Genomic DNA, 23,666 nt, shown 5'->3' with positions numbered 1-23,666 from the left:
TGTTAGAATAAAAACAGACCCAGAAAGAGAGGAACTCGTTGCAATGACACTTCAGCAGCTTCGCTATATTATCACCATCGTAAACTGCGGCTCCATATCCGAGGCTGCAAAACAGCTTTTCATCACCCAGCCCAGCCTTTCCAATGCAGTGAAAGAACTGGAACAGGAATACGGAATCACCATATTTAACAGAAATCCAAAGGGAATTTCTCTTTCTTTAGATGGAAGTGAATTTCTTTCCTATGCAAGGCAGGTTCTGGAACAGGCTGATTTACTGGAACAGCATTATTTGAAAAAGACACCGGCAAAACGTATCTGCTCCATATCAACCCAGCATTATGCATTTGCTGTGAATGCCTTTGTCAATCTGGTGGAAAGGCAGGACAACGACGAATATGAATTCACCTTACGGGAAACGAGAACATTCGAGATCATTGAGGATGTAAAAAATTTCAGAAGTGAACTTGGTATTATTTATTTAAATGTTTTCAATGAGAAGGTGCTTGAAAAGCTTTTTAAAGACAGCGGACTGATCTTTCATCCATTATTTGAAGCTTCTCCCCATGTATTTATCAGCTCATACCATCCTCTTTCCAGTCGTTTATCTGTTACAATGGAGGATTTAATGCCCTATCCTTTTCTGGCTTTTGAACAAGGGGAAAATAACTCCTTTTATTTTTCTGAGGAAATATTAAGTACGGTTCCAAGAAAGAAAATCATCTACGTTAGTGACCGGGCAACGTTATTTAATTTATTAATCGGTCTGAATGGCTATACCATCTGCAGCGGTATTTTAAACAGCAACTTAAACGGGGATAATATCATTGCCGTTCCTCTTGTTACCTCGGAATATATGAGAATCGGCTGGATTGAGAATCCAAAAATACACTTAAGCATATTCGCCCAGAATTACCTGGAAGAGTTGAAAAACTTAATCCAAAAGGACGGTCTCGAGGTTTATATGGAATAACTCCGGAGAAATGTCCGGGCAGAATAATATACGAAAGAAAAAATAGCTGACAAAATAGGGCGCAGTTCTGCCGATGGAAACCATTGACAGAGCTGCGCCCCATTATTTATACAGACTACATATGGTCTGGTTTTAATACCTCATTGGCATGATTTCAAGATAATCCTGAACAGTTGCACCTTTCATAAACATCTCGATAATCTGCTTTCCTAACGGATTTAACTCATCTGTATTATATTTTAACAGCTCCTGCTTAAAGAATTCAGTTAAGATCGCAGCACCGGCATCATAGCCTTCAATTCCCACTTCCTGCTGTGTCTCCGGTCTTAAGAATGCCCTTCTGATATATTGTCCGTCAATCTTTAATGATTCAAGACCAAATCCTAACAGGGGACAGCGTGCTTCCACCAGATGCTCTGGCTTAAATTTTGCGCTTCCGCGGCGTGCAATATATTCTCTGGAAATCCACTCAGGCATAAAGCTTACTTCATACGCTCCGATATGCTGATTTGGAATCAGTACATAACGGGTATTGGCAGACTTCAGAATCTGATCCAGAAGCAGATTCGCCTGTGTTACCATCTTACCTGTTGCGAATGGCCAATAAGATCCCACACCCTCGCTTGTCATTCCCTGGGAATCGATAATACTTGGGTTGTTATAGCCCCTCGGCGCAACCAGACGCCACAGCCACGCAAGAGCAGGAGGAAGGATATGCATGATACCCATAATTCCATATGACGGATTAGCTTTTGTACATGCAGGCGTTCTTACACCAAAGCTTCTGACATCAACCTCTACCGGCTCATCAATAGAATTGGGAACCAGCTTTCTTGGGAGTATTACACGTGGGTTGGGGCAGGGCTTTCCAGTACTGTCCATAGTATGCTCCCATGGCAGACAAGTTGCTTCCGGCACACCCTGAAGGTTTAAAAAGATTAACGGTTCTTCCGGCTGAATGAAAATTCTTTCATACTGGGGTGAAGCACCGTAGCTTTTAATATTATCCACTCTTAAAAACCATGAGGATTCTGCATCCTTTACCACCAGCTTCTTACTGCCCTGCTGCATCTTTGGATGGCACAGAGCCATATCATCCGTAACAGGAATCAGATCACAGGTCTCAGAGAGGCTTAAATAGTTCTTCTCTCCTGTTACCGTATTCTTTCCTAAAACAACTCTTCCATCCATCTCTTTATGAATATCTTCCAGCATCTCGCTTTTTCCGCCGCCAGATGCACCTTCATGCATAATCACAATCTCATTATCGTAAGGAGTTATAACCTTTACTGCAGATGCATGAGCAGTTACCCAGCCTTCCTCTTCCCCGATATCCAGCAGCACACCATAAATACCCTTTTTTGCACTTGGTCCTGGATAAAGATTATAGGCATAAACTTCATGCAGTCCCTTTAAACGGTTGTGAACTACTGCCTGCTTACCATTAAAATGTGTATGACGGAATGGCGGTGCCAGAAAAACAACCGCTCTCGGATTAAAATCATGTGAGATATCGTCTATGTTTAAAAATCCCTGGAGATCTGCAAGGCCTGCTGCAAAAAATCCCGCATTGGCCGGAGCTACTAATACAGAATCATATCCATACTCCAAACCGCCGGATTTAAATGGAAAAAATATCAGCTCCTGATTTTTCAGCCAGTCAAATGTTTCCATTCTGAGTGTTTCAAAATCGCTCTGATATACATCCTCATATCTGGGTTTATCAGTCGGATTCTTGTCTGCGATCAGCATGGAGTTCGGATCACGCCTGCGCATGTAGTCTTCCATATAATTAATTACGATACCATTTTTACATCTGGTTGCGGTGGCTTCTAATATCCTCCCCTTGCCTTCCACTTCGTAATCAATATCGAAAGTAACATTTTCATCCCTACCCATCGCAAGAGTCAGAAGTTCATTTCTTGTTTTCGGGATGATGACACCCTTTGACTGATTTAAAATATCCTGTACATACTCCGGTAAATTTAATTTACGTAAACAATCTAGCATATTTTCCTCCATTCCCGTGCATAATTATGCACCTGAAGTTTGTACCGAAGACTGCACTGGTACAAACTATGTAGTTTTATAAGTCCCAAACATTAGTATTACATAGTTTATTTTATGACAAAATCCGTCATAATACTCACCCAGCTTTTGCTACTAAGTACTGCCTTCCCCATTCTTTGACAATACTTTAAATTTTGCGCTTGTAGATCAACCTCCCTTTATCAGGCATTATGGAAAAAGCCGATACCCTCAACCTGGATATCGGCTCAGTTAAGAATCCTACTGTAGAGATACAATATCATGAAAATTCTACTGTGTCAACGTTTTTTTATGCAAAAAAAACGCTAAAATGTTAAGATTTTACGCTTCATCAATCGCTTTACCAATATCATGTCTCATATATTTGTTTTCGAAATCCACCCAATTTGTGGCTTCATAAGCATTTGCTCTCGCCTCTTTTAAATCCCTTCCCAGTGCAGTCACACCAAGAACTCTTCCTCCGTTTGTAACAGGCATACCGTCTTCCCCTGACCTGCTTCCTGCGTGAAATACGTAGTAACCAGCCTGGTCTTTAAAATGCTCCAGTCCTTTGATTGGAAAACCTTTCTCATAATGCTCCGGATATCCAGCAGAGGCCAGAACGACACAGACAGCAGCATTATCTTCAAATTGCAAGTCAATCTTATCTAAGGTTCCGTCTATGCAGGCTTCAAACACCTCTATAATATCGTTTTTCATTCTCGGAAGCACTACCTGGGTTTCCGGATCTCCAAATCTTGCATTATACTCCAGAACCTTCGGACCTTCTTTTGTCAGCATCAGACCAAAAAAGATAATACCCTTGAATTCCCTGTTTTCAGACTTCATTGCATTAACCGTTGCCTGATAGATGTACTTTCTGCAGAATGCATCAATCTCTTCCGTATAAAAAGGACTGGGGGAAAATGTACCCATTCCGCCTGTGTTAAGACCTTTATCTCCATCCTTAGCTCTTTTATGGTCCTGAGCAGAGGTCATAATCTTTATGTTTTTCCCATCCACAAATGCCAGTACGGACACTTCCCGTCCGACCATAAATTCCTCCACTACAATCCGGTCTCCGGCAGAACCGAACTGCTTGTCAAGCATCAGGGTTCTGACACCGTCTTTCGCCTCTTCCAGTGTATTGCAGATTAAAACTCCCTTGCCAAGAGCAAGACCGTCAGCCTTTAAAACAACCGGCATTTTTGCAGTTTCCAGATAGGTAAGTGCTGCTGATGCCTGGTCAAATGTCTCATACGCAGCAGTAGGTATGTTATATTTTTTCATCAGATCTTTGGAAAATGATTTGGATCCTTCCAGACATGCCGCCTTTTTTTCCGGCCCGAACACCCGCATTCCTGCTTTTAAGAATGCATCTGCCGCTCCTGCCACAAGAGGATCATCAGGACCAACAATCACCAGATCAATTCCCTTACTTCTGGCAAACTCTACCTGTCTGTCAAATTCCATTACACCAATGTCAACGCATTCTGCGATCTCAGCAATTCCCGCATTACCCGGAGCGCAGTACAGCTTATGGACCTTCGGACTCTGAACTGCCTTCCATGCAATAGCATGTTCTCTGCCGCCACCTCCTATGATCAGAACCTTCATGCTTTTTCCTCCTGTTTTTTTGCAATCATGGCAATCGCCTGTGGAAGAATCTTCCATTCCGCTTCTTCCATCACTCGTTTCTGAAGCCTACCCGGCGTATCGCCTTCCTTTACCTCCACTGCTTTCTGCAGAATAATCGGACCAGTATCCGTTCCTTCATCAACGTAGTGGACCGTAGCCCCTGTGATCTTTACACCTCTGGCTAATGCAGCCTCGTGAACCTTAAGTCCATAATAGCCTGACCCGCAAAAAGCAGGAATGAGAGATGGGTGAATATTTATAATACGGTTTCTGTACTTCTTAATCATTCGTTCAGGAATAGTAACAAGAAAACCGGCAAGTACAATTAAATCAAGCTGATACGCATCTATCCGGTCTAAAAGTTCATCGTGAAATAATTCCCTGTTACTGAAATCCTTAGGAGATATGCAGACAGCGTCAATGCCATGAATCTCTGCACGTTTAAGCGCATAGGCATTCTGGTTATTGCTGATAACTACGGCTACCTCTGCGTTTGATATCTGTCCGCTTTTAACAGCATCTAAAACTGCCTGTAAATTGGTTCCTCCTCCGGATACCAGGACGCCGATTCTCAGCATAAGACCACGCCCTTATCACCGGCTTTTGTACATCCGATTACACAGGCGGTCTCTCCTGCAGCTCTGATTGCCTCCAGGGTCTTATCCTGATCAGCTGGATCTACTGCCAGCACCATGCCAATTCCCATATTGAACGTATTGTACATAATATCCTCTGTTATATCGCCTTTTTCTTCTATAAGCTGAAAGATGGGGGGAACCTGATAACTGTTTTTCTTCACTGAAGCACAGATACCCTCCGGAAGCATGCGTGGAATATTCTCATAGAATCCGCCGCCGGTAATATGGCTGCAGCCTTTTACAGCCACACCGCTTTCTTTTACAAGCTTTAATGCTTTCACATAAATTTTGGTAGGCACAATTAAGCATTCTCCCAGGGTACTGCCTAATTCTTCATAATAAACATTCAAAGTTTCTTTTGTTACGTCAAACACCTTTCTCACCAGAGAAAAACCATTGCTGTGAACACCAGAGGAAGCTATTCCGATTAATACATCACCAGCTTTTATGTCTGTACCGGAAACCAGATTCTTCTCATCTACGACTCCTACTGCAAAACCTGCCAGATCATACTCGTCTTCCGGATAAAAACCAGGCATCTCAGCAGTCTCTCCTCCGATCAGTGCAGCGCCTGCCTGCCTGCAGCCTTCAGCCACACCGCTGACGATTTCTGCAATCTTTTCCGGATAATTCTTTCCACATGCAATATAATCAAGGAAAAACAGCGGTTCACCGCCTGCACAGGCAATATCATTGACGCACATGGCTACACAGTCGATTCCTACCGTATTATGCTGATCCATAAGAAATGCAAGTTTCAGTTTCGTTCCTACTCCGTCTGTTCCTGATACAAGAGTCGGCTTCTCCATATCTTTAAAAGCAGACATGGAAAATGCTCCTGAAAACCCGCCAAGTCCGCCAAGTACTTCCGGTCTCATCGTTTCCTGCACATGCTTTTTCATCAATTCAACTGATTTGTATCCAGCTTCAATATCTACTCCGGCATTCTTATAATCCATCTTATTTTCCTCCGCTTTTAAAATCCTATTTATTCATCTGTGACAGATATTCCCGATAGCCGATCTGTTCCAGCTTTTCTGCTTTTTTCACTACATCATTCTTTAGGTTCTCTGAGTATTCCTTCAGTCTTTTGAGAAGTTCCTCGTCGCCTGCAGCCAATATCTTTGCTGCCAGAATTCCCGCATTGGTACCGCCATTAATAGCCACGGTTGCAACCGGAATACCGGAAGGCATCTGAACGATGGAATAAAGGGAATCAACGCCTCCAAGATCAGAGGTTTTCATCGGAATCCCAATGACGGGCATTGGAAATAATGCAGCACACATTCCCGGAAGATGAGCCGCTTTTCCTGCTCCGGCGATTATGACTTTAATGCCTCTGGCTTCTGCTGTTTTTGCATATTCAAAAAATATATCTGGTTCCCTGTGTGCGGAAATGACGGTTATTTCAAATTCTACACCCAGCTTTTCCAGAACCTCCGCAGCTTGTGCCATAACAGGCATATCTGAATCACTTCCCATAACAATTGATACGTTTGCCATAGTAATTTCTCCTTTTCCTCTTCCATTCGTGTATTATTCATTATTAAGAGTAATGCCATTAATAAGTATATCTAATAATTAACTCTAATTAATTAATCATTACTTATTAAGTATAATACTAGCTTTTCTCTGCGCCGTCAATAATTTTCTTCATATTTTTAAGTATGCCCTGTAATTCAAAAAAACAGGCGCAAAAAGCCGGAGAGAATCCACATCCTCCGGCTTTTACACCTGTTATGTATTTAATACTTGCTGTTTTTATAAGTGGATGAATCTTCAAAATAAACCGGATCGATTGGTACCGGTATAGGATCTGATTCTTCGTTGTATACAGAAATCTCATCCTCATCCGATCCAACCACTGCAGTATTTAACGGCAAGCTGCTTTGCTTGGTATTTCCATTGTAAACCTTAAATTGCTCAACCAGACCTTTCATAATCTGTGCCTGACCTGACAATTCTTCACTGGCAGCTGCACTTTGTTCTGCTGTGGCAGAAGTCGTCTGAACAACGCTTGAGATCTGATCAATTCCTAACGTAACCTGATTTACAGCAACTGCCTGCTTATCAGAAGCTACAGCGATCTCTTCTATAATATTGTTAATGTGGCGGGTGCCTTCCACAACATCCTGCATTGCTTTGGCTGTCTCTGCTGTGATCCTGTTTCCGTTCTCCACTGCCTGTAAACTTTCTTCGATCAGAATTGTAGTATTCTTCGCCGCTTCTCCTGACTTGCTTGCCAGATTGCGAACTTCATCGGCTACCACTGCGAACCCTTTTCCGGCTTCGCCCGCCCGTGCAGCTTCCACTGCAGCATTTAATGCAAGAATATTGGTCTGGAATGCAATATCTTCAATGGTTCTGATGATCTTACCAATCTCACTGGATTTGGTATTAATCTCAGTCATTGCCTGATTCATCTCCATCATCTTCTGATTGCTCTTTGTTACATTATGTGCGGCTTCTTCTGATCTCATCCGCGCTTCTTTTGCATTCTCCGCATTTTTATTGATCTGATTGGAAATATCATTAATTGTTGCTGCCAGCTCCTGAATGGAGGAAGCCTGCTCCGTCGCACCCTGGGACAGTGCCTGGGCTCCTGAGGATACCTGCTCAGAACCATTGGCAACCAGATCTGCCGACTCATTAATACGGGAAAGGGCATTACTTAAGTTATCCCTTATATTCCTTATGGCCAGTAAAATAGGCTCATAGTCCAGAATATACTTTTCACTGTCCTTTGAGACAACTGTAAAATCTCCAGCTGCCATGGAACCTAAAATATAAATGATATCGTCAATAATACTTCCGATATTGGATATAGTGGAACGCATACTGTCGCCAAGACCGCCCAGTTCATCCTTTGACTGATACCCCAGTTCCACGTGGAGACTGCCTTTTGACATCTCTGCAGCCGCCTTTTCAATCTCTTTTACCGGCACAACTATACTTCTTGTCATATATATAGCAAGAACGATGGTCGCTGCTGCCCCGATAATCTGAAACAGTATGACAATTACTTCCGCTATACCCATATCAGTCTGTGATCTGGAAAAATCATTGGCTGCATTCTGTTTCGCTGTATCACTGATCTTAATAAGATCTGACTGGATCTGATTAAAATTCGGCTCCAGCGAATCGAAGAAAATCTCAGTAGCCTGTCTGGTCTTATTTTCTTTTGCCAGAGTGAACACTTTATCTTTAAAGGGTTCCGTATCGCTTAAGGTCTTTTCTATGCTGTCGACTATGGCTTTGTCCCCTTTATAATGTTCCTTCAAAAATTGTACATTTTCTTTTAATTTATTAAAATCTGCTTCGGACTCATCAATATATTTAGCCCTGGTATTCAAATCCAGACTCATGGTTGCATATCCCACATTCTTTGCGGCTGACTGAATATTCTGTCTCATCTCCACAGTGAGCATCGATACCTGATGTCCGTTATTATAAAATTCAACAAATCTGGAATTATTCCCTATTAAACTGTACAGGGAAATACATGATACAACTAAAAACAAAATAAAAACAACTCCAAAAGAGACAGTAATTCTTTTGCCAATCTTTAAATTCTTCATCTGGTATCCTCCATTTAGCTCTTTTGTAAAATTCCCACTCCGTTATAAATTATCGGCTGTTTTTAATATTTCTTAATGGTTCTCACTGAAATACTAAAGTTTTAAAGCCTTAAGTTGAGAAAAGGGCAGGTTTAATTCTTCTGTACCTTTTAATATGAACTTCCCATCCTCTATGATCCTGGTGCGTTTTCCATCTGCACAAACCGCTTCTATCCTGCCAAGTTCTGCATAAGGTATGGTAATGTCCGTATGACAGTTGAAATATGCCTTTGATGCATCCTCTTTGCGCAGAGCAGATATCTCATTTTCCTTGGCAATAATCTCCTTGCCATTGGGATTATAGAATCTGCTGTCTTCCGACCAGCTGTAGCACGTATCTCCAACTGCAAAATGAGGTCCCATTTTCTCTACGATTAAGATAGGCAGCTTATCAAGAATATCGAATTTTCTGGCCATGGCGTAGGCAGTTGTATTGGTTCCGATCGCAAACTCTCCCATAGGAAGTGTGTCATGGTTCTTTAAAATCACCTGCCTGATCAGTTCTTTTCCTTCCTTGGGATCTTCAAAATTACTGCAGGAATAGTCTTTAATCATGCCGTTTTCAAAAGTCATAGACAGATCCTTAAACTGAAAATCTGTAATATAAACGGTGCTGACTTCAAGAACTCCATTGGTCCCGGAAAGTCTGGGTGACGTAAATACTTCTCCAAGAGGAATGTTTACATCTGCCACACAGTTTTCAAAATTCGTTTCTTTTTCCTTATCTTTTAAAGAGTGAAGCGCAACCGTTAAGTGTGTCTTATTCGCTCCTTTTCCCGTAATTTCCACATACTCGGCCTCATCCAGTGCATCGATAATCGTCTGCTGCAAGCCTTTGTACTTTTCATAATCAAGGGTATTAATGGAAATCGTCTCGTTAAATATCTCCTCGAAATTATCGCCGATCTCCGGAACCGGGAATGCAATGATGGTAAAGCTTGTCTCATCTCCCGGAATATATTGATTGGATATTTCAGCATTCTCTCCTGCCATCTCAACAGCCAGCTTCTCCTGCCTGGAATCAAGGCGGTTTGCTTCCTGCTTATTAACCGGATGAAATCCTTCTCTTCCAAAGGTTTCTATGACAGCGGGCCCTGCGTAGCCGGCAGCCAGGTCTTTATACGTTTCATAGGCAACTTTCAGTACAGACGCTTTTCTGTCCTTAAATGCCTTGTTCATATAAATGGCATCATCATAACGGTGATCATAATCATACTGACGGTTGGGGGATTGGCTGTAATAGCCTGATTTTCGTCCGGCATTGGTATTCACTGCCCAGACAGCTGCGCGGCATAAAATTACCTGAAGTCCCATCTTATCAAAATTCTCCATGGCATATTTGACCATGCGCTCAAAACCAACCTCATAACGGATCTGGACAGCATTCTTCTTTGATATATCCCTGCCCATCACCTCAAACCCTTTTTTATATCCTTCCGTATAGGTATCCGCCATCAGACGAACCGTCTCTTCCGGAAGAGAGTTTAAATATCGCGCAACCTGACATTCGGATTCAGAGATATATTCACCAAAACGGTAAAGATAGCGAAGATCCGTCAAGTCGCTGTCACGAATAATGTCTGCAGCAAAGGAAAGGGAAGGATCCAGTACCTCTCTGATGCGGTAGGTAATTGTATGATCGGTATAATCACTGACGAACCAGTAAATCACCTCTTTTACAGACGACTCCTCTGGTACTCCTTCCTCAAACATGTTATAGATTTCTATTAACGTTTCATTTAGAATGGTGATATCTGTCAGCCTGCTTTCATGTACGAAAACAATATCACCTCTGATTTCCTTATAAAGGTAACAAAGGAGCTGGCCAATACCATCGCCCAGTTTTTTTACTGCATAAGCCGGATTTGCATAACTTGTTTCATAAGACTCCGGAAGAATGTCTTCATAAAATTTATGGTTCCATTCTTTTAATTCAGTTAAAGAAGCGGAGTTTTGTCTGCCTTCCTTCAAAAAATCAAGGTACTCACCCATGAGACAGATAAATGATGCAGTCCTTGTAAAATAATCACGAAATGGCTCAGACACTGTCTGTTCCTCAGACATCTGGCTGACCCGTTCCATAGACAGAAGGAAACGTTCCATGATTCCCTCATTTTCCTGTTCAAACATCTTTGTATATTCCATATTTTACCCCCTTATGCCAATAATTAGAAGAACTGTCCAGAAAATTACCAGTATGACACTGATGCAGATTCCAATCTTAGACAGTATGTATTTTTTCTCTTTCTCAAAAAATGACAGAACACCATAAAACAGGGAAAAAGCGGAAATCAGCATGCTGCAAAAGCAGACAGCCGCAACATTTAACTGCGCCTGTCCGGCAGTTACTGCAGCGCTGGATATTCCAAGAACCCCCAAAACCAGTGCTCCTAAAGCCAGTCCCAACGATAAAAAACTTTTTTTTGCAAAAGGTTTTCTAATGTAGGATACTTTTTTTTGTTTTCCCACGCCTCATCCTCCTTATTCTTATGTGTTGTATTATTTTATACAGGAGATACCCAAGCATCCCTCCCAGCGAATTTAAGATCATATCATCTACGTCAAAACTGCCTACCTTGAAGATCAACTGGGTGGTTTCAATGCAAAGGCTGAATAGTAAACTAAGCAGCATTGTATTGAAAAAACGGCGGCTCCTGCGGCTGATTACCGGAAGAAAGAAACCAAAGGGCATGAAGCCTGCTATGTTCCCAACGATATTTAAGAGGAAGGACCAGAATCCAACTACGTGGCGGTACACGATAAAACGTCTAATTTCCTTAAACGGAACAAGATTATAAGCATAATCCTCCCGTATATGACCGCCTCTTCCAAAATAATCTGAGAAAAACAGAAAATACGTCAAAAAGATCAGGTAAATTATGAAAATCACCCAACCAAACTTCTGCCGTTTCGTCGCATCTTTAATCATAACAGCTCCATCTTTATCATGAAAAGAGATGTCTGCCAGGAAGCTATTCCTGACAGCCTCTCCTGATAACGGTTAAAATGTAATTTCAGATTTTCTTTTCAGCAATATTGCTCCATTAATAATTGATATGATTCCTGCGGTAAGTCCGATTGCAGTCACGATAATTCCAACAACTATATTTAATGCACCTGCATTTCTCATGGTTTTATAAACTCTTTCCATATCCCGTTCTCCTTATTTTACGCCATAAACTTCGTAATAATCATCAATCGCTTCTTTTAATGTGTCATCAATCAATACGTTTCCTTTATATTTCCGGTTGTAAAGATGTTCAATCACTTCTGCCATGGACACAATTGCATCTGCCGGAAATCCATACTTTTCCTGGATTTCTGAAAGTGCACTCTGTTCTCCTTTCCCCTTCTCCATTCGGTTTAGGGATACCATAAGACCCAGAATCGTCACATCGCCCTGTGCCTTGATAATCGGAAAGGTTTCCTCAATAGACTTACCGGATGTGGTCACATCTTCTATAATAACAACTCTGTCACCATCGTTAATGGGACTTCCAAGAAGAATTCCAGCGTCTCCGCCATGATCTTTCTCTTCTTTTCTGTTGGAACAGTATTTTATCTCTTTTCCGTACAACTCATGAAAGGCAATTGCAGTTGTAACACTTAAAGGAATTCCTTTGTAAGCCGGTCCAAACAGCACATCAAACTCAGTTCCAAACTTATCATGAATCGCTTTTGCATAATATTCTCCCAGCTTCTTTAACTGTGCTCCTGTTACATAAGAACCGGCATTCATAAAGAATGGGGATTTTCTTCCGCTTTTCAATGTAAAAGTTCCAAATTTCAGGACATTACTGTCCACCATAAATTCAATAAACTCCTGCTTATACTGTTCCATTTTGCTGTCCTCTCTATTCAAAAATCTATCCGTTACCGCACTGCACCGATTAGTTTGTAAATGTCATCTACCTGATGTTTTTTCATATAGTCCTCAATACCCTGAATGACTTCCACTGTTGCATAGGGGTTCACAAAATTTGCCGTTCCTACACAAACCGCTGTTGCTCCGGCAAGAATAAATTCCAAAGCATCCTCAGCAGTCATGATACCGCCCATTCCAATAATCGGAATCTTCACTGCACATGCAGCCTGGTAAACCATGCGTACTGCTACCGGCTTAACTGCAGGTCCGGATAACCCGCCTGTCTTATTGGCAACGGCAAATGTCCGGCGGTTCACATCAATCTTCATTCCTGTCAGCGTATTAATCATAGACAGCACATCTGCTCCGCCAGCTTCCGCAGCTTTTGCCATAACGGTAATATCTGTCACATTGGGACTGAGTTTCATAATGACCGGCTGCCTGGCATACTTTTTAACCTCTCTTGTTATGGCCTCTACTGCTTTAGGATCCTGGCCAAACGCAATTCCACCCTCTTTTACGTTAGGGCAGGAGATGTTAATCTCCAGCATGTCTACCGGTTCATGAGAAAGGCGCTCCACCACTTCAATATAATCTTCCGTCGTTTTACCACACACATTAACAATGATTTTGGTATTGAATTGTTTTAAGAAAGGAATATCCCGCTCAACAAACACATCCATACCAGGATTTTGAAGTCCGATGGCATTAATCATTCCACCATAGGTTTCTGCAATTCTGGGAGTCGGGTTCCCTGCCCAGGGAATGTTGGCCACTCCTTTTGTGACAACGGCTCCCAACCGGTTTAAATCCACAAATTCACTGTATTCTTCGCCGGAACCAAAGGTACCTGAGGCAGTCATAACAGGATTGTCCAATTCCACACCTGCAAGATTTACTTTCATATTCATCTAGAATTCAACCTCCTCAGCCTTAAATACCGGACCGTCTTTGCAGACTCTTTTATTATGAACCATGGAATGACCATCTCTCTCACTGCTTTTGCATACACAGGCAAGACATGCACCGATTCCGCATGCCATCTTTTCCTCCAGTGACAGATAACATTCGATATGATGCTCCAGTGCATATGCCTGTATGGACTTTAACATAGGAGTCGGACCGCATGCAAAAATCACATCGCTTTGTAAGCCATGTTCACTGATTGCATCCATTACATTGCCCTTGGTTCCGGCAATTCCGGTTTCTGTGGCAAGAAATGTATCTCCATAAGGAAGAAATTCTTCATTTAAAAACAGCTCGTCCCTGTATCCCAAAACCATCTGTCTGGTGCAGGTGAGATGTTTAGCCAGTTCCAGCATAGGGGGAATTCCAATACCACCGCCGATTAACAGTGCCCGCTTTCCCGGCAAGCCTGCTTCCAGAGGGAATCCATTCCCTAACGGCCCCAGGACATGAATCCGGCTGCCTGTCTTATAATGGGAAAATTCTTCAGTTCCTCCGCCTGCTATGCGGTATACAATTCTTAAAAGACCCTTATCCCGATTGGCTTCACAGATACTGATCGGACGAGGCAGCAGCTTTGAGCTGTCTTTTGTATACACCGAAATAAACTGCCCCGGTACTGTCTGGTCCGTAATTTCCTTCGCATCGATCCACATGCTGAATACACCGTCTGCAAGCCTCTCCTGGCTGGCAACTGCTGCTTCGATTTTAATTTTTCCCATGATTCCTCCCTATAACACCCGGTTAATGTCAGAAACCATATCGATCACAGCCTGTCTGGACGCTTCACCAAAACGTTCCGGACCGAATTTTTTATATGCTTCCTGCTTATAAGCTGCAATAATTCCTCTGGAGGAATTCACAATCGCACCAAGACCGTCCTCATTAAAACATGGTTTTAAATCCTCAGCAGTTCCTCCCTGTGCTCCGTATCCTGGTACAAGGAAATAGGTAGTCGGCATCATCTTTCTTAAAACAGCGCTCATCTCAGGATAGGTAGCGCCTACCACTGCACCAATGTTGCTGTATGTTCCATCCATACAGTCCGCGCCCCATTCCACGACTTTTTTAGCAACGTGTTCATAAAGCGGGGCTCCGTCTATCAGGCGGTCCTGGAATTCTCCGCTGGACGGATTGGAGGTTTTAACAAGAACAAAAAGTCCCTTGTCCTCGGCTTTGCATACGTCTGCAAAGGGCGCAATACCGTCTGTTCCAAGATAAGGGTTGACGGTAAGAAAATCTGTGTAAAACGCCGGAATACTCTTAGAGCCCACCTTTACTTTACCAATATGAGCCGCAGCATAAGCAGCAGATGTGGAACCAATATCCCCTCTCTTCCCATCTGCTATAACAAGAAGGCCTTTCTCCCGGCAGTATTTAACCGTTCTGTCGTATGTCTTTAAGCCTTCAATTCCAAACTGTTCATACATGGCAAGCTGCGGTTTGACAGAGGGAATCAGATCATAAACATGATCCACAATTTCTTTATTGAACTGCCAGATTGCTTCTGCAGCTCCCTCTAATGTCTCACCCAGTTCATGATATGCCTTCTTTGTAACGTGATCGGGAATGTAGCTTAGCATTGGATCAAGTCCCACACAAACCGGTGCATTTGTTTTTTGAATTCTGTCAATTAACTGCCTGATCATGTTTTCCTCCTCGGTTCTCTTCGCCCTTATTTTTCTCTATTCTTACCAATTCTATCATAAGAAGGAAATGGCTTCAAGCCTTTTGCCAAACTGATCATAAAAATCCTTTTCATTCTCATAGGGGGTAAAATAGAATGTTTTCAGAACATTCATGCTCACCTGACTGGTAAATCCCGGATCATTCTTTCTTATTATTTCCTGTTCTGCCTTTATTAAGAAATCGTGCCAGTCCGCCACAAATTTATCATAACGCTTTCCGTCTGGATTGTCCAACCAGCTTCGGACCTTTATCTTAGTTCTGTTCTTCTTCGGACATTCATATATCTGAAGAAAGTACCCGATCCCCTCATCCGTGTAAATTCTTCCAAGGGGAAAGAGGCGGCAGTTACCAGGACGGAAGGAATGTATGCTGCACCTTCCCTGGCGGTCTAAAAATCCGCATGATTCACTCTCTCCTGCCATACGGATATTTGGCAGTACAATTCCGTCCACAACATTTAATTCCACTTTATCCTCAAGCAAGGCTTCCAACGTACAGCCAAGCCCCACGGTGAGCCGGTACACATCAAGTGGGTCAAGCACGATGGACGTCCCCATTCCGCTGCAGCAGACAGAGCAGCCCTCACAGTCTTTGCAATCCGCTTTTACCATGTCATTTAAGTCATATATTTTCCCGTCTGATATCTCTTTTATATCAATTTCCCGCTTCATGAATTCACCCTCACTTACCCTTAATAAACAAACAGTGCCATTCTATCATTATTTTCCGCCAGAATAAAGTCTTAATGCGAAAAAAGAGAAGATTTTATATCACACATCTTCTCTTTGGTCCTGTCATGAAGCATTTTCATAACTTATATTCTTTTAAATATGCAGTAGCAACATACGCACCGCTTTTATATGATTTTTTTTCCATGGCCTTATCCGCTTCCAGGCTGACATTCATCCACATCTCTTCTGCAGCAATGGACAGATGGGAAAGCATGACGCCAACACTGATCTCCCGCAAAGAGACCAGATATGGAGATGGCAAAAATTCTCTGCAGGAAAAAATATAGATTTTATCATGATAAACGATAAATCTCCAGGGCTGGGTATTCATAATGGAAGGAGCCAGCCGTACCGCCTTTAAAATGTTCTTTACAGATTCACCTGCTTCTTCTTTAAACACGCACAATTCCTTTAAAGGAAGGCGCTTTGCTGTTGCAGGATCGCGGTAAAGCAGTGTCTTTGGATACCCAAATGCAATGGCCAGCACCTGTTTCAACCCAGGCGGCGCCGGTTTTGCACTCTTTGCATTAGCAAGATAACAGGTTCCAAGCCCCTTACCTGTCATATACAGCAGAACAGGTTCCATAATATATCCGGCATTGGAAAGATATCCTTCCTTCTCCTCAGAGTAAAGGACCAGATAATAAGGAGCTTCTACCTTCCATAACCCTTTTAACGGCAGTTCCTCTTGTAAACCATCACATATCTCAATCTTTACCTGAATGTCGCCGTATAACCTTGATACACAATTTCCAAAATATAAGATATCCCGCTTCAGCTGTTCCGGTACCGGCTCTTTCTTATATTTTTTAATCGATCTTCTCTTAAATATCATCTGATACAGATTCATACCTGCTCCCCCTCTCCTCTACCCGGAAACCAGTCCTAAATAAGCCTTTTCATTTCTTCCAAAAGGCCTGAAAATACCAAAAGAGCGTCTTTTACCGGCTCCGCTGTGGACATATCAACGCCGCACAGTTTTAAAAGTTCAACAGGAGGCATGGAACAACCGCCGCTCAAAAATTCATAATACCCCTTTACAGTCTTTTCATCCCCGGCTAAAATTCTGCTGCTGATAGCCACCGCAGCCGAGAATCCGGTAGCATACTGGTAAACGTAAAACGGTGTGTAAAAATGTGGAATCCTGGACCACTCATAATCAATTTCCGGATCCACAACCATATCCGGGCCAAAATATTCCTCATTCAGCTGGTGGTACATTTTGCACAGTGTCTCCGACGTTAACGCTTCTCCCCTGGCCGCAAGGCGGTGAGCCTTGTCTTCAAATTCCGCAAACATGGCCTGACGATAGAGAGTACCGCGGAAGCTGTCCATAAAATGATTGAGTAAATATGCCCGTTCCTTTTTATCCTCAGTGATCTCTAAAAGATGACGGATCAGGAGTGCCTCATTACAGGTACTGGCAACCTCAGCAACAAATATCTTATAACCAGCGTCCATATAAGTTTGATTTTTATCAGAGAACCAGCTGTGCAGCGCATGCCCCATCTCATGGGCAAGAGTAAATACACTGTCAAGGGTTCCGTTAAAATTCAAAAGTACATAAGGGTGAACTCCGTACACCCCCCAGGAGTACGCACCGCTGCGCTTTCCTTCATTCTCATACACATCAATCCAGCGTTTTTCAAAACCTTCCTTTAAAAGAGCAAGATAATGGTCTCCCAATGGTCTTAACCCTTCAAGTACCATGGTTTTGGCATCCTCAAAGGAGATTTTCCGTTCTTCCCCGGATACCATGGGTACATAAAGGTCATACATATGAAGAGATTCTGCTCCCAGTGCCTTCTTCCTCATCGACACATATTCATGAAGATAAGGAAGTCCGTCATGAACCGCCTGAATCAGATTATCATAAACCTCCTCTGAGACCTCATTCTCTGCCAGTGAATGCGCTCTGGCAGAAGAATAATTCCTTGCCTTTGCGTAGAATGCAGCCCGTTTCACATTGGAAGAAAATGTGGCAGCCAGAGTGTTATCAAACTGTTTATAAACCCCGTAGAGACCGTAGAATGCGGATTTACGCACTTCTCTGTCCTGTTTTTCCATCAATGCAACGTAATTGCCATGGGTAATTTTAACAGGTTTCCCCTTCTCATCATTGATTTCAGGAAATTTCACATCTGCATTATTAAACATATTAAAAATTTCCGAGGAACCGGAAGTCGCTTCCATGGAGTTTGCCAGCAGCGCTTCCATAGCCGCCGGCAGCGTATGCTCCTTCTTTTTTAATATGATTTCCAGAGTACGGTCATAGCGTTTCAAAGCAGGTACAGTTTCCCGGTATTCTTTTAACAGGTTTTCCGGTATTGTTAAAATCCCGGGAACAATATAGGAGGACAGTCCTGCAGCCTGATAAGACAGCGCCCTTGCCCTTGAAGATAATCCCTGATACTTTGCATTTCCAGTATCTTCGTCTGATTTCTGTCTTGCATACACGAATAAAGTCTCAATCTTTAATGATATCTCTTCATCAAAATTAAGACAGGAAAAAAGCATCTCGCCGGAATCAGCCAGATGTTCTTCGTATGTCTTATAACCTGAAAGCGAGCCCTCTGTTTCATTAAATAAATCTTCCCAGGCCTCATCTGATGGCAGTATATCCTCCAGATTCCAGGTGTCGCAAACTGGTATTTCTTCTCTTTTTTTCAATTTCATCCCTCCAACTGCTTTCCATGTGTTTATTCTATCACCCATATTTCAAAGAAACAATCAGCAATATGGAAAATATTTGATTGAATTTTACTATTTTCTTGTATTATACTATACGAAAACAAAACAGGAGCAAAACCATGAAGCTTATCAAAACTAGTGCCCCGGATCGTTTGCAGACAAATGATCTTAATATTTTGCAGGAGACCTGTAATAATACGGATCATATCTCTTTTACTTTCCCCCTTGAAGAGGACTGCATCTGCTGTTTATTATATGAAAATGACTGCCTCCTATCCGCCCTTATCGCTTTTTTTACCGATCCTGATACCATGGAATGCTATGGCTTAACACTTCCCGGAGAACGGCAGAAAGGCTATTTCACCATGCTTCTTGACGAACTGACAAACGATTATCCTGACAGCGATTTAATCTTTCCTGTCTATGAGAACTGGCAGGATGGCATCAAAACTTTACAGGCTATGGAGGCTTCTTTCTGTTACAGGGAATATTTTATGGAATGCTCCAGGCCACGGCCAGATAAACCCGTAGTAACCGGTCTTACCATCTCTTATCAAACTTGCAAAGACCAGATTAACTATGAGTTTTACAAAGATCAGAAAGCGGTTGGGAAATGCTTTCTACTCATTCAGGGAAAAAAAGCTTATTTCTATGGATTTGAAATTTCTGAACCACTGCGGGGACAGGGTCTTGGAACTGCCTGCATGCAGCTGTTCTTAAAAACATATTGTTCTCTTCCGTCAGATTTAAGAAAAGATACGATCTATCTGCAGGTTTCCGGCGATAACCTTGCGGCTGTTGCCCTGTATAAGAAAGCAGGTTTTCAGATAACAGACAGCCTGTCCTACTATCTGTACTGACCGTTAACGCATCTCTCTGATCATACAGTACTGTTTTAGATGAAAATGCTTTTCTACCACTCCGAAAAGTCTGAAGCCGAAATGTTCATAAAAACTGACATTACTTTGTTTATGCGTTTCCAGCGATATCATCAGGTGATTCCTGTCTGCGAATTCTATGGCTTCTTTCAGCAGACAGGCTGATATCCCGTGATGCTGCATGCTCGGTCTCACTGCCAGATAAATGATATGAAGACGCTCCTCCTGATGAAGCTGGTCCGTCCATCTGGAATTTAAATAATCCCTGCCCTGTAAAAAGTTCCAGAACGTCTTTAACGACCTGTCTTCCCTGATCAGATAACTGTCTGTTTTTAAAGTCGCTGCTGCCTCCGCCAGATAATACTGTACTGGATTGTATACTTCCGATTCGTCATCCACAACCATAATTCCATTTATATCCGGACAGTCCGCATATATCTCACAGGTCTCAAAAAATTCTTCCATATCACATTCAAATAATTCAGGGAGAAGACGTCTCCTCTTATCTTCGTCAGGAATCAGATTGCAATATAGAGGGTCCCCTTCAAAACATTCTGTCAACAGCTGCTTTAATTTCTCAATATCCTTTTTCTCTACCCGGTACAATCGGTCACTTTCCATAATTATGAGCCTCTTTTTTTTATCTTTTTCACGGTGATTGTAGCACAATACTTCTTAAGCTTCAATCCATTTTAAAAGATATTACTCCTTGCTTCCTTGCTTGTATTTATCCTGTTATTATTATATAATAAGAATGATAAAATGGTACCGCAAATACAAGAGAGGGGCATACAATAAATGATGGATGTTAAAAAGTTTATTGATCTGAAAGCATTGCAGTCGATACAGGACCAGTTTTCAGAAGCGACAGGGTTAGCAGCAATCGCGGTGGACACACAGGGGAATTATATTACAGAAGGCAGTAATTTCACTGATTTTTGTATGAAGTATACAAGGAACAGTGAAGAGGGAATAAAGCGGTGTGAGAAATGTGACCGGGAAGGAAATGGAACTTATTTCTGTCACGCAGGACTGATTGATTTTTCTTCTGACATTGTCATCAAAGGGGAGAAGGTTGGGTCGATTATCGGAGGACAGGTTTTAGCCGGACCGCCCGATGAAGAAAAGTTTCGTTCTATCGCCAGAGAATTAGGTATCGATGAAAATGAATATATTAATGCCCTAAGAAAAGTGCCGGTACGATCGGAAGCAGCAATTAAAGCTTCCGCACAGATGCTAGGCAGTATTGTCAATCAATTAGTAAATCTGGAATACATACAGGCAATCTCCGGAAAAAGAGACAGCATACTGGATTCAGAGATCGATAGTATTAAAAACTCTTTAAACGAAGTGACAGCCAAAACCCACGACTTACAAAAGGTGGCGTCAATGGAGAATATCCTATCCATTAATGCTTCCATTGAAGCGGCCAGAGCTGGAGATGCAGGAGTTGGATTTGCTGTTGTAGCAAGAGAATTCGGTGAAATCTCCAAAAACTCCGGTGAAGTCTATGAGCGCATCCATGAGCTGGTGGACAAGATCCAGAATTCCGTCCGGAATTTAACTGAGGTTGTCTGAGAATTTCTGCTGTTCTACATAAAAAGGGCTTGTTCCGGTCTCCGGTTCAAGCCCTTCCCGATTCTATTCATCCCAGTTATGATAAGTCGCCTGTACATCGTCTTCCGCATCCAGAAGATCCAGAATCCTGTTCATCTTCTTCAAAGAATCCTCATCCGTCAGCTCCACCCATGTCTGGGGAATCATGGTAACTTCCGCCTGCATCATAGGAATCTTAGCTGCTTCCAATGCTTCACGTACACTGCTGAATTCCTCCGGTGCAGTGAGAACTTCATAGCTGTCCTCTTCCTCAGAAAAATCTTCTGCGCCAGCATCCAGAGCAACCATCATAAGTTCATCTGCATCCATATCACACTCTTCTTTATCTATAATGATCTGGCCCTTCTTATCAAACATGAAAGATACACAGCCTGGGGTACCAACATTTCCGCCGCCTTTTGTAAAAGCGTTTTTTACATTGGCTGCTGTCCGGTTTTTATTGTCTGTAAGAGTATCTACGATGATCGCTACCCCGTTGGGACCGTATCCTTCGTATGTAATTGTCTCATAGTTTACAGAACCAGCATCTCCAGCCGCTTTTTTAATACCACGTTCAATGGTGTCATTGGGCATGTTATTGGCTTTCGCTTTTGCTACTATATCACGCAGCCTACTGTTGTTTGCAGGGTCTGGTCCGCCTTCCTTAACCGCTACTGCCAGTTCTCTTCCGATTACAGTAAATATCTTACCTTTTGCAGCATCGTTTCTCTCTTTTTTGTGCTTAATATTTGCGAACTTTGAATGTCCTGACATTGATTCAAACACTCCTTTTCTTTCTCTATTTCTTCCTATTTCAATCAAAAATAACATCTTTTCTATTCTATCACTATTTATTTCATCTTGCAAGAAAAAACAATACACAGCCACCAAACCCCTTCCGTCCTGTAACGAAAAAGCCATGGCAGCTGTGCGCATTATGATTCTTTTTCAGAGTCTTTTAACTCCAGTTCCATCTTTCTGACCGTTTTTTCTTCATCAGCAGTCGTCTCGGAATCTTCCTTCCAGACCCGTAAGGTCTGGATCATCTTGTTTTCCACCTGAAGAATCTTAAAACGGTACCCCTTTATGGAAACTTCCCATTCCTCCCCTTCCTGGGGAATCCGGTCCAGCCTGGATATCAGCAGACCATTTATTGTATCATAGGATTCATAATCTTCCTCATCGAATTCAATATTTAACGTCCGTTCCACATCTTCTAGTGTAGTCATGCCATTCATAATGTATGAGCCGTCATCGGATGGCACAATATATTCCTCATCCATATCATACTCATCAAGGATATTGCCCACGATCTCTTCCAGAATATCTTCCATCGTAACAATCCCTGATGTCTGCCCATATTCATCAACTACAATTACCATGTGGATCTTTCTGGACTGCATCTCTTTAAAAAGTGTATCAAGATTCCTAGTTTCCGGAATAAAATGAGCTTCTCTTAAAAGACCTTCAATCTCCCACAGCTGACGGCTGTTATTCTCTTCTATCTCTGCTGCAATCAATGCATCCTTCATGTGAAGAATACCAATGATATCATCTACATCTTTTTTATAAACCGGATACCTGGAATTATACCCTTCTGTCAGGATAAACTTAACCGCCTCTTTCAGAGTGATGTCACCATCTAAGGAAACCAGATTCTTTCTGTGAGTCATGACATCTGCAGCTTCCTTATCATTGAGTTCAAAGATGTTGGTTATCATCTCAGCTTCTCTGGCTTCTAAAACCCCTTGCTCATGCCCCTCGTTTACCATGGACATAATGTCTTCTTCTGTTACGTTCTCACTGTCTGATGCCATATCAATGCCCATCATCTTAAGAACTAAGAAAGCAATCAGGTTTGCAACCCACGCAAATGGGATTAAAGGGATCATAATGAAGGTTACTGCAGGAAGCATCCGGTAACCCCACTTTTCAGGGTTTTCCGCTGCACAGCGCTTTGGAATAATAATGCCGAAGCTGATCAGCAGTATAATCAGCAGAGCCCCTACAAGGAAAAGACTAAATAAGGATATCCACCGATTGGGACCATCGCTTCCCCTGCTTAATATTGTTTCCAGCTGTATCCCAAACTGTCCTAATACAAACGCACCTGTCACCATTCCAATTAAGTTGGTGGTTATCTGAATGGTGTTTACAAATCTGGTCGGTCTGTTAACAATATGCAGCAGCTTTCCGGCCTTCTCGCTGCCCTCTTCCATCTGATGTTCCAGTTCTGTCGTATTTACATTCTGAATTGCTGCACCAAATCCATAAAAAATTGCATCCAATACGATAAAAGCAATAAAAATAATCACGCGTATAAGCGGATTGCCATCGTCCATCTGAAAAATCTACTCCT

Annotated in this window: 23 protein-coding genes; 3 read left to right on the top strand and 20 right to left on the bottom strand. The window is 42.3% G+C overall.

Features of this window, described 5'->3' with window-relative positions; translation table 11 throughout:
* Positions 1–43: 43 nt before the first annotated feature.
* Positions 44–970 carry a LysR family transcriptional regulator gene (locus RZO55_RS04745; protein WP_318063143.1) on the top strand — a complete coding sequence of 309 codons (927 nt, stop codon included), beginning with the start codon at positions 44–46 and terminating at the stop codon, positions 968–970.
* A 132-nt stretch (positions 971–1,102) separates the two neighbouring features.
* Here RZO55_RS04745 and RZO55_RS04740 read toward each other — a convergent pair whose 3' ends face one another.
* The 17 genes from RZO55_RS04740 to pepF form a co-directional block, all read right to left on the bottom strand.
* A complete protein-coding gene (locus tag RZO55_RS04740; protein WP_318063142.1) occupies positions 1,103–2,980 on the bottom strand; it encodes a DUF4914 family protein in 1,878 nt (625 codons plus the stop codon).
* Between the two features lie 360 nt (positions 2,981–3,340).
* On the bottom strand, positions 3,341–4,615 hold the full coding sequence (gene purD, locus RZO55_RS04735; RefSeq protein ID WP_318063141.1) for a phosphoribosylamine--glycine ligase: 1,275 nt from the start codon (positions 4,613–4,615) through the stop codon (positions 3,341–3,343).
* A complete protein-coding gene (gene purN / locus RZO55_RS04730; protein WP_318063140.1) occupies positions 4,612–5,214 on the bottom strand; it encodes a phosphoribosylglycinamide formyltransferase in 603 nt (200 codons plus the stop codon). The genes purD and purN overlap by 4 nt, the downstream gene beginning before the upstream one ends.
* The gene (purM, locus tag RZO55_RS04725; protein WP_318063139.1) at positions 5,208–6,233 is read right to left on the bottom strand and encodes a phosphoribosylformylglycinamidine cyclo-ligase; all 1,026 of its coding nucleotides are present in this window, start codon (positions 6,231–6,233) and stop codon (positions 5,208–5,210) included. The genes purN and purM overlap by 7 nt, the downstream gene beginning before the upstream one ends.
* A gap of 25 nt (positions 6,234–6,258) precedes the next feature.
* Entirely contained in the window at positions 6,259–6,777 is a 519-nt protein-coding gene (gene purE, locus RZO55_RS04720; protein WP_318063138.1) for a 5-(carboxyamino)imidazole ribonucleotide mutase, read from the bottom strand.
* Positions 6,778–7,019: 242 nt separating this feature from the next.
* Entirely contained in the window at positions 7,020–8,852 is a 1,833-nt protein-coding gene (locus RZO55_RS04715) for a methyl-accepting chemotaxis protein (protein WP_318063137.1), read from the bottom strand.
* Positions 8,853–8,945: 93 nt separating this feature from the next.
* Positions 8,946–11,036 carry an aminopeptidase gene (locus RZO55_RS04710; RefSeq protein ID WP_318063136.1) on the bottom strand — a complete coding sequence of 697 codons (2,091 nt, stop codon included), beginning with the start codon at positions 11,034–11,036 and terminating at the stop codon, positions 8,946–8,948.
* Positions 11,037–11,039: 3 nt separating this feature from the next.
* On the bottom strand, positions 11,040–11,360 hold the full coding sequence (locus tag RZO55_RS04705; protein ID WP_318063135.1) for a DUF6142 family protein: 321 nt from the start codon (positions 11,358–11,360) through the stop codon (positions 11,040–11,042).
* A complete protein-coding gene (locus tag RZO55_RS04700) occupies positions 11,329–11,820 on the bottom strand; it encodes a VanZ family protein (RefSeq protein ID WP_318063134.1) in 492 nt (163 codons plus the stop codon). Before RZO55_RS04700 ends, RZO55_RS04705 begins: the two co-directional genes overlap by 32 nt.
* Positions 11,821–11,892: 72 nt before the next feature.
* Positions 11,893–12,042 (bottom strand): hypothetical protein, encoded by a 150-nt coding sequence (locus RZO55_RS04695; protein ID WP_166432620.1) that lies wholly within the window; start codon positions 12,040–12,042, stop codon positions 11,893–11,895.
* 12 nt (positions 12,043–12,054) lie between these two features.
* On the bottom strand, positions 12,055–12,732 hold the full coding sequence (gene pyrE, locus RZO55_RS04690; protein WP_318063133.1) for an orotate phosphoribosyltransferase: 678 nt from the start codon (positions 12,730–12,732) through the stop codon (positions 12,055–12,057).
* A 32-nt stretch (positions 12,733–12,764) separates the two neighbouring features.
* Positions 12,765–13,667 (bottom strand): dihydroorotate dehydrogenase, encoded by a 903-nt coding sequence (locus RZO55_RS04685; protein ID WP_318063132.1) that lies wholly within the window; start codon positions 13,665–13,667, stop codon positions 12,765–12,767.
* Positions 13,668–14,444 carry a dihydroorotate dehydrogenase electron transfer subunit gene (locus RZO55_RS04680; protein ID WP_318063131.1) on the bottom strand — a complete coding sequence of 259 codons (777 nt, stop codon included), beginning with the start codon at positions 14,442–14,444 and terminating at the stop codon, positions 13,668–13,670.
* 9 nt (positions 14,445–14,453) lie between these two features.
* Complete coding sequence (pyrF, locus tag RZO55_RS04675; protein WP_318063129.1) at positions 14,454–15,371, bottom strand: orotidine-5'-phosphate decarboxylase; 918 nt, start codon at positions 15,369–15,371, stop codon at positions 14,454–14,456.
* Between the two features lie 54 nt (positions 15,372–15,425).
* Entirely contained in the window at positions 15,426–16,082 is a 657-nt protein-coding gene (locus RZO55_RS04670) for a YkgJ family cysteine cluster protein (RefSeq protein ID WP_318063128.1), read from the bottom strand.
* Between the two features lie 136 nt (positions 16,083–16,218).
* Positions 16,219–16,992: a nitroreductase family protein gene (locus tag RZO55_RS04665; RefSeq protein WP_318063127.1), complete on the bottom strand. Its 774-nt coding sequence runs from the start codon at positions 16,990–16,992 to the stop codon at positions 16,219–16,221.
* Positions 16,993–17,027: 35 nt separating this feature from the next.
* Complete coding sequence (gene pepF, locus RZO55_RS04660) at positions 17,028–18,818, bottom strand: oligoendopeptidase F (protein WP_318063126.1); 1,791 nt, start codon at positions 18,816–18,818, stop codon at positions 17,028–17,030.
* A 134-nt stretch (positions 18,819–18,952) separates the two neighbouring features.
* Here pepF and RZO55_RS04655 point away from each other — a divergent pair, with 134 nt between their 5' ends.
* Positions 18,953–19,693 (top strand): GNAT family N-acetyltransferase, encoded by a 741-nt coding sequence (locus RZO55_RS04655; RefSeq protein ID WP_318063125.1) that lies wholly within the window; start codon positions 18,953–18,955, stop codon positions 19,691–19,693.
* Positions 19,694–19,696: 3 nt separating this feature from the next.
* Here RZO55_RS04655 and RZO55_RS04650 read toward each other — a convergent pair whose 3' ends face one another.
* Entirely contained in the window at positions 19,697–20,332 is a 636-nt protein-coding gene (locus RZO55_RS04650; protein WP_318063124.1) for a GNAT family N-acetyltransferase, read from the bottom strand.
* 177 nt (positions 20,333–20,509) lie between these two features.
* Here RZO55_RS04650 and RZO55_RS04645 point away from each other — a divergent pair, with 177 nt between their 5' ends.
* Complete coding sequence (locus RZO55_RS04645) at positions 20,510–21,289, top strand: PocR ligand-binding domain-containing protein (protein WP_318063123.1); 780 nt, start codon at positions 20,510–20,512, stop codon at positions 21,287–21,289.
* A gap of 63 nt (positions 21,290–21,352) precedes the next feature.
* Here RZO55_RS04645 and RZO55_RS04640 read toward each other — a convergent pair whose 3' ends face one another.
* Positions 21,353–22,081 carry a YebC/PmpR family DNA-binding transcriptional regulator gene (locus tag RZO55_RS04640; RefSeq protein ID WP_318063122.1) on the bottom strand — a complete coding sequence of 243 codons (729 nt, stop codon included), beginning with the start codon at positions 22,079–22,081 and terminating at the stop codon, positions 21,353–21,355.
* 161 nt (positions 22,082–22,242) lie between these two features.
* Entirely contained in the window at positions 22,243–23,649 is a 1,407-nt protein-coding gene (locus RZO55_RS04635) for a hemolysin family protein (RefSeq protein ID WP_318063121.1), read from the bottom strand.
* Positions 23,650–23,666: the final 17 nt, after the last annotated feature.

Origin of the sequence: Clostridium boliviensis (assembly GCF_033342255.1) — a bacterium.
GTDB classification, from domain to species: Bacteria; Bacillota; Clostridia; order Lachnospirales; family Lachnospiraceae; genus Lacrimispora; species Lacrimispora boliviensis.
The sequence above is the reverse complement of the archived record's forward strand: the minus strand, read 5'-3'. Positions and strand labels throughout refer to the sequence as shown.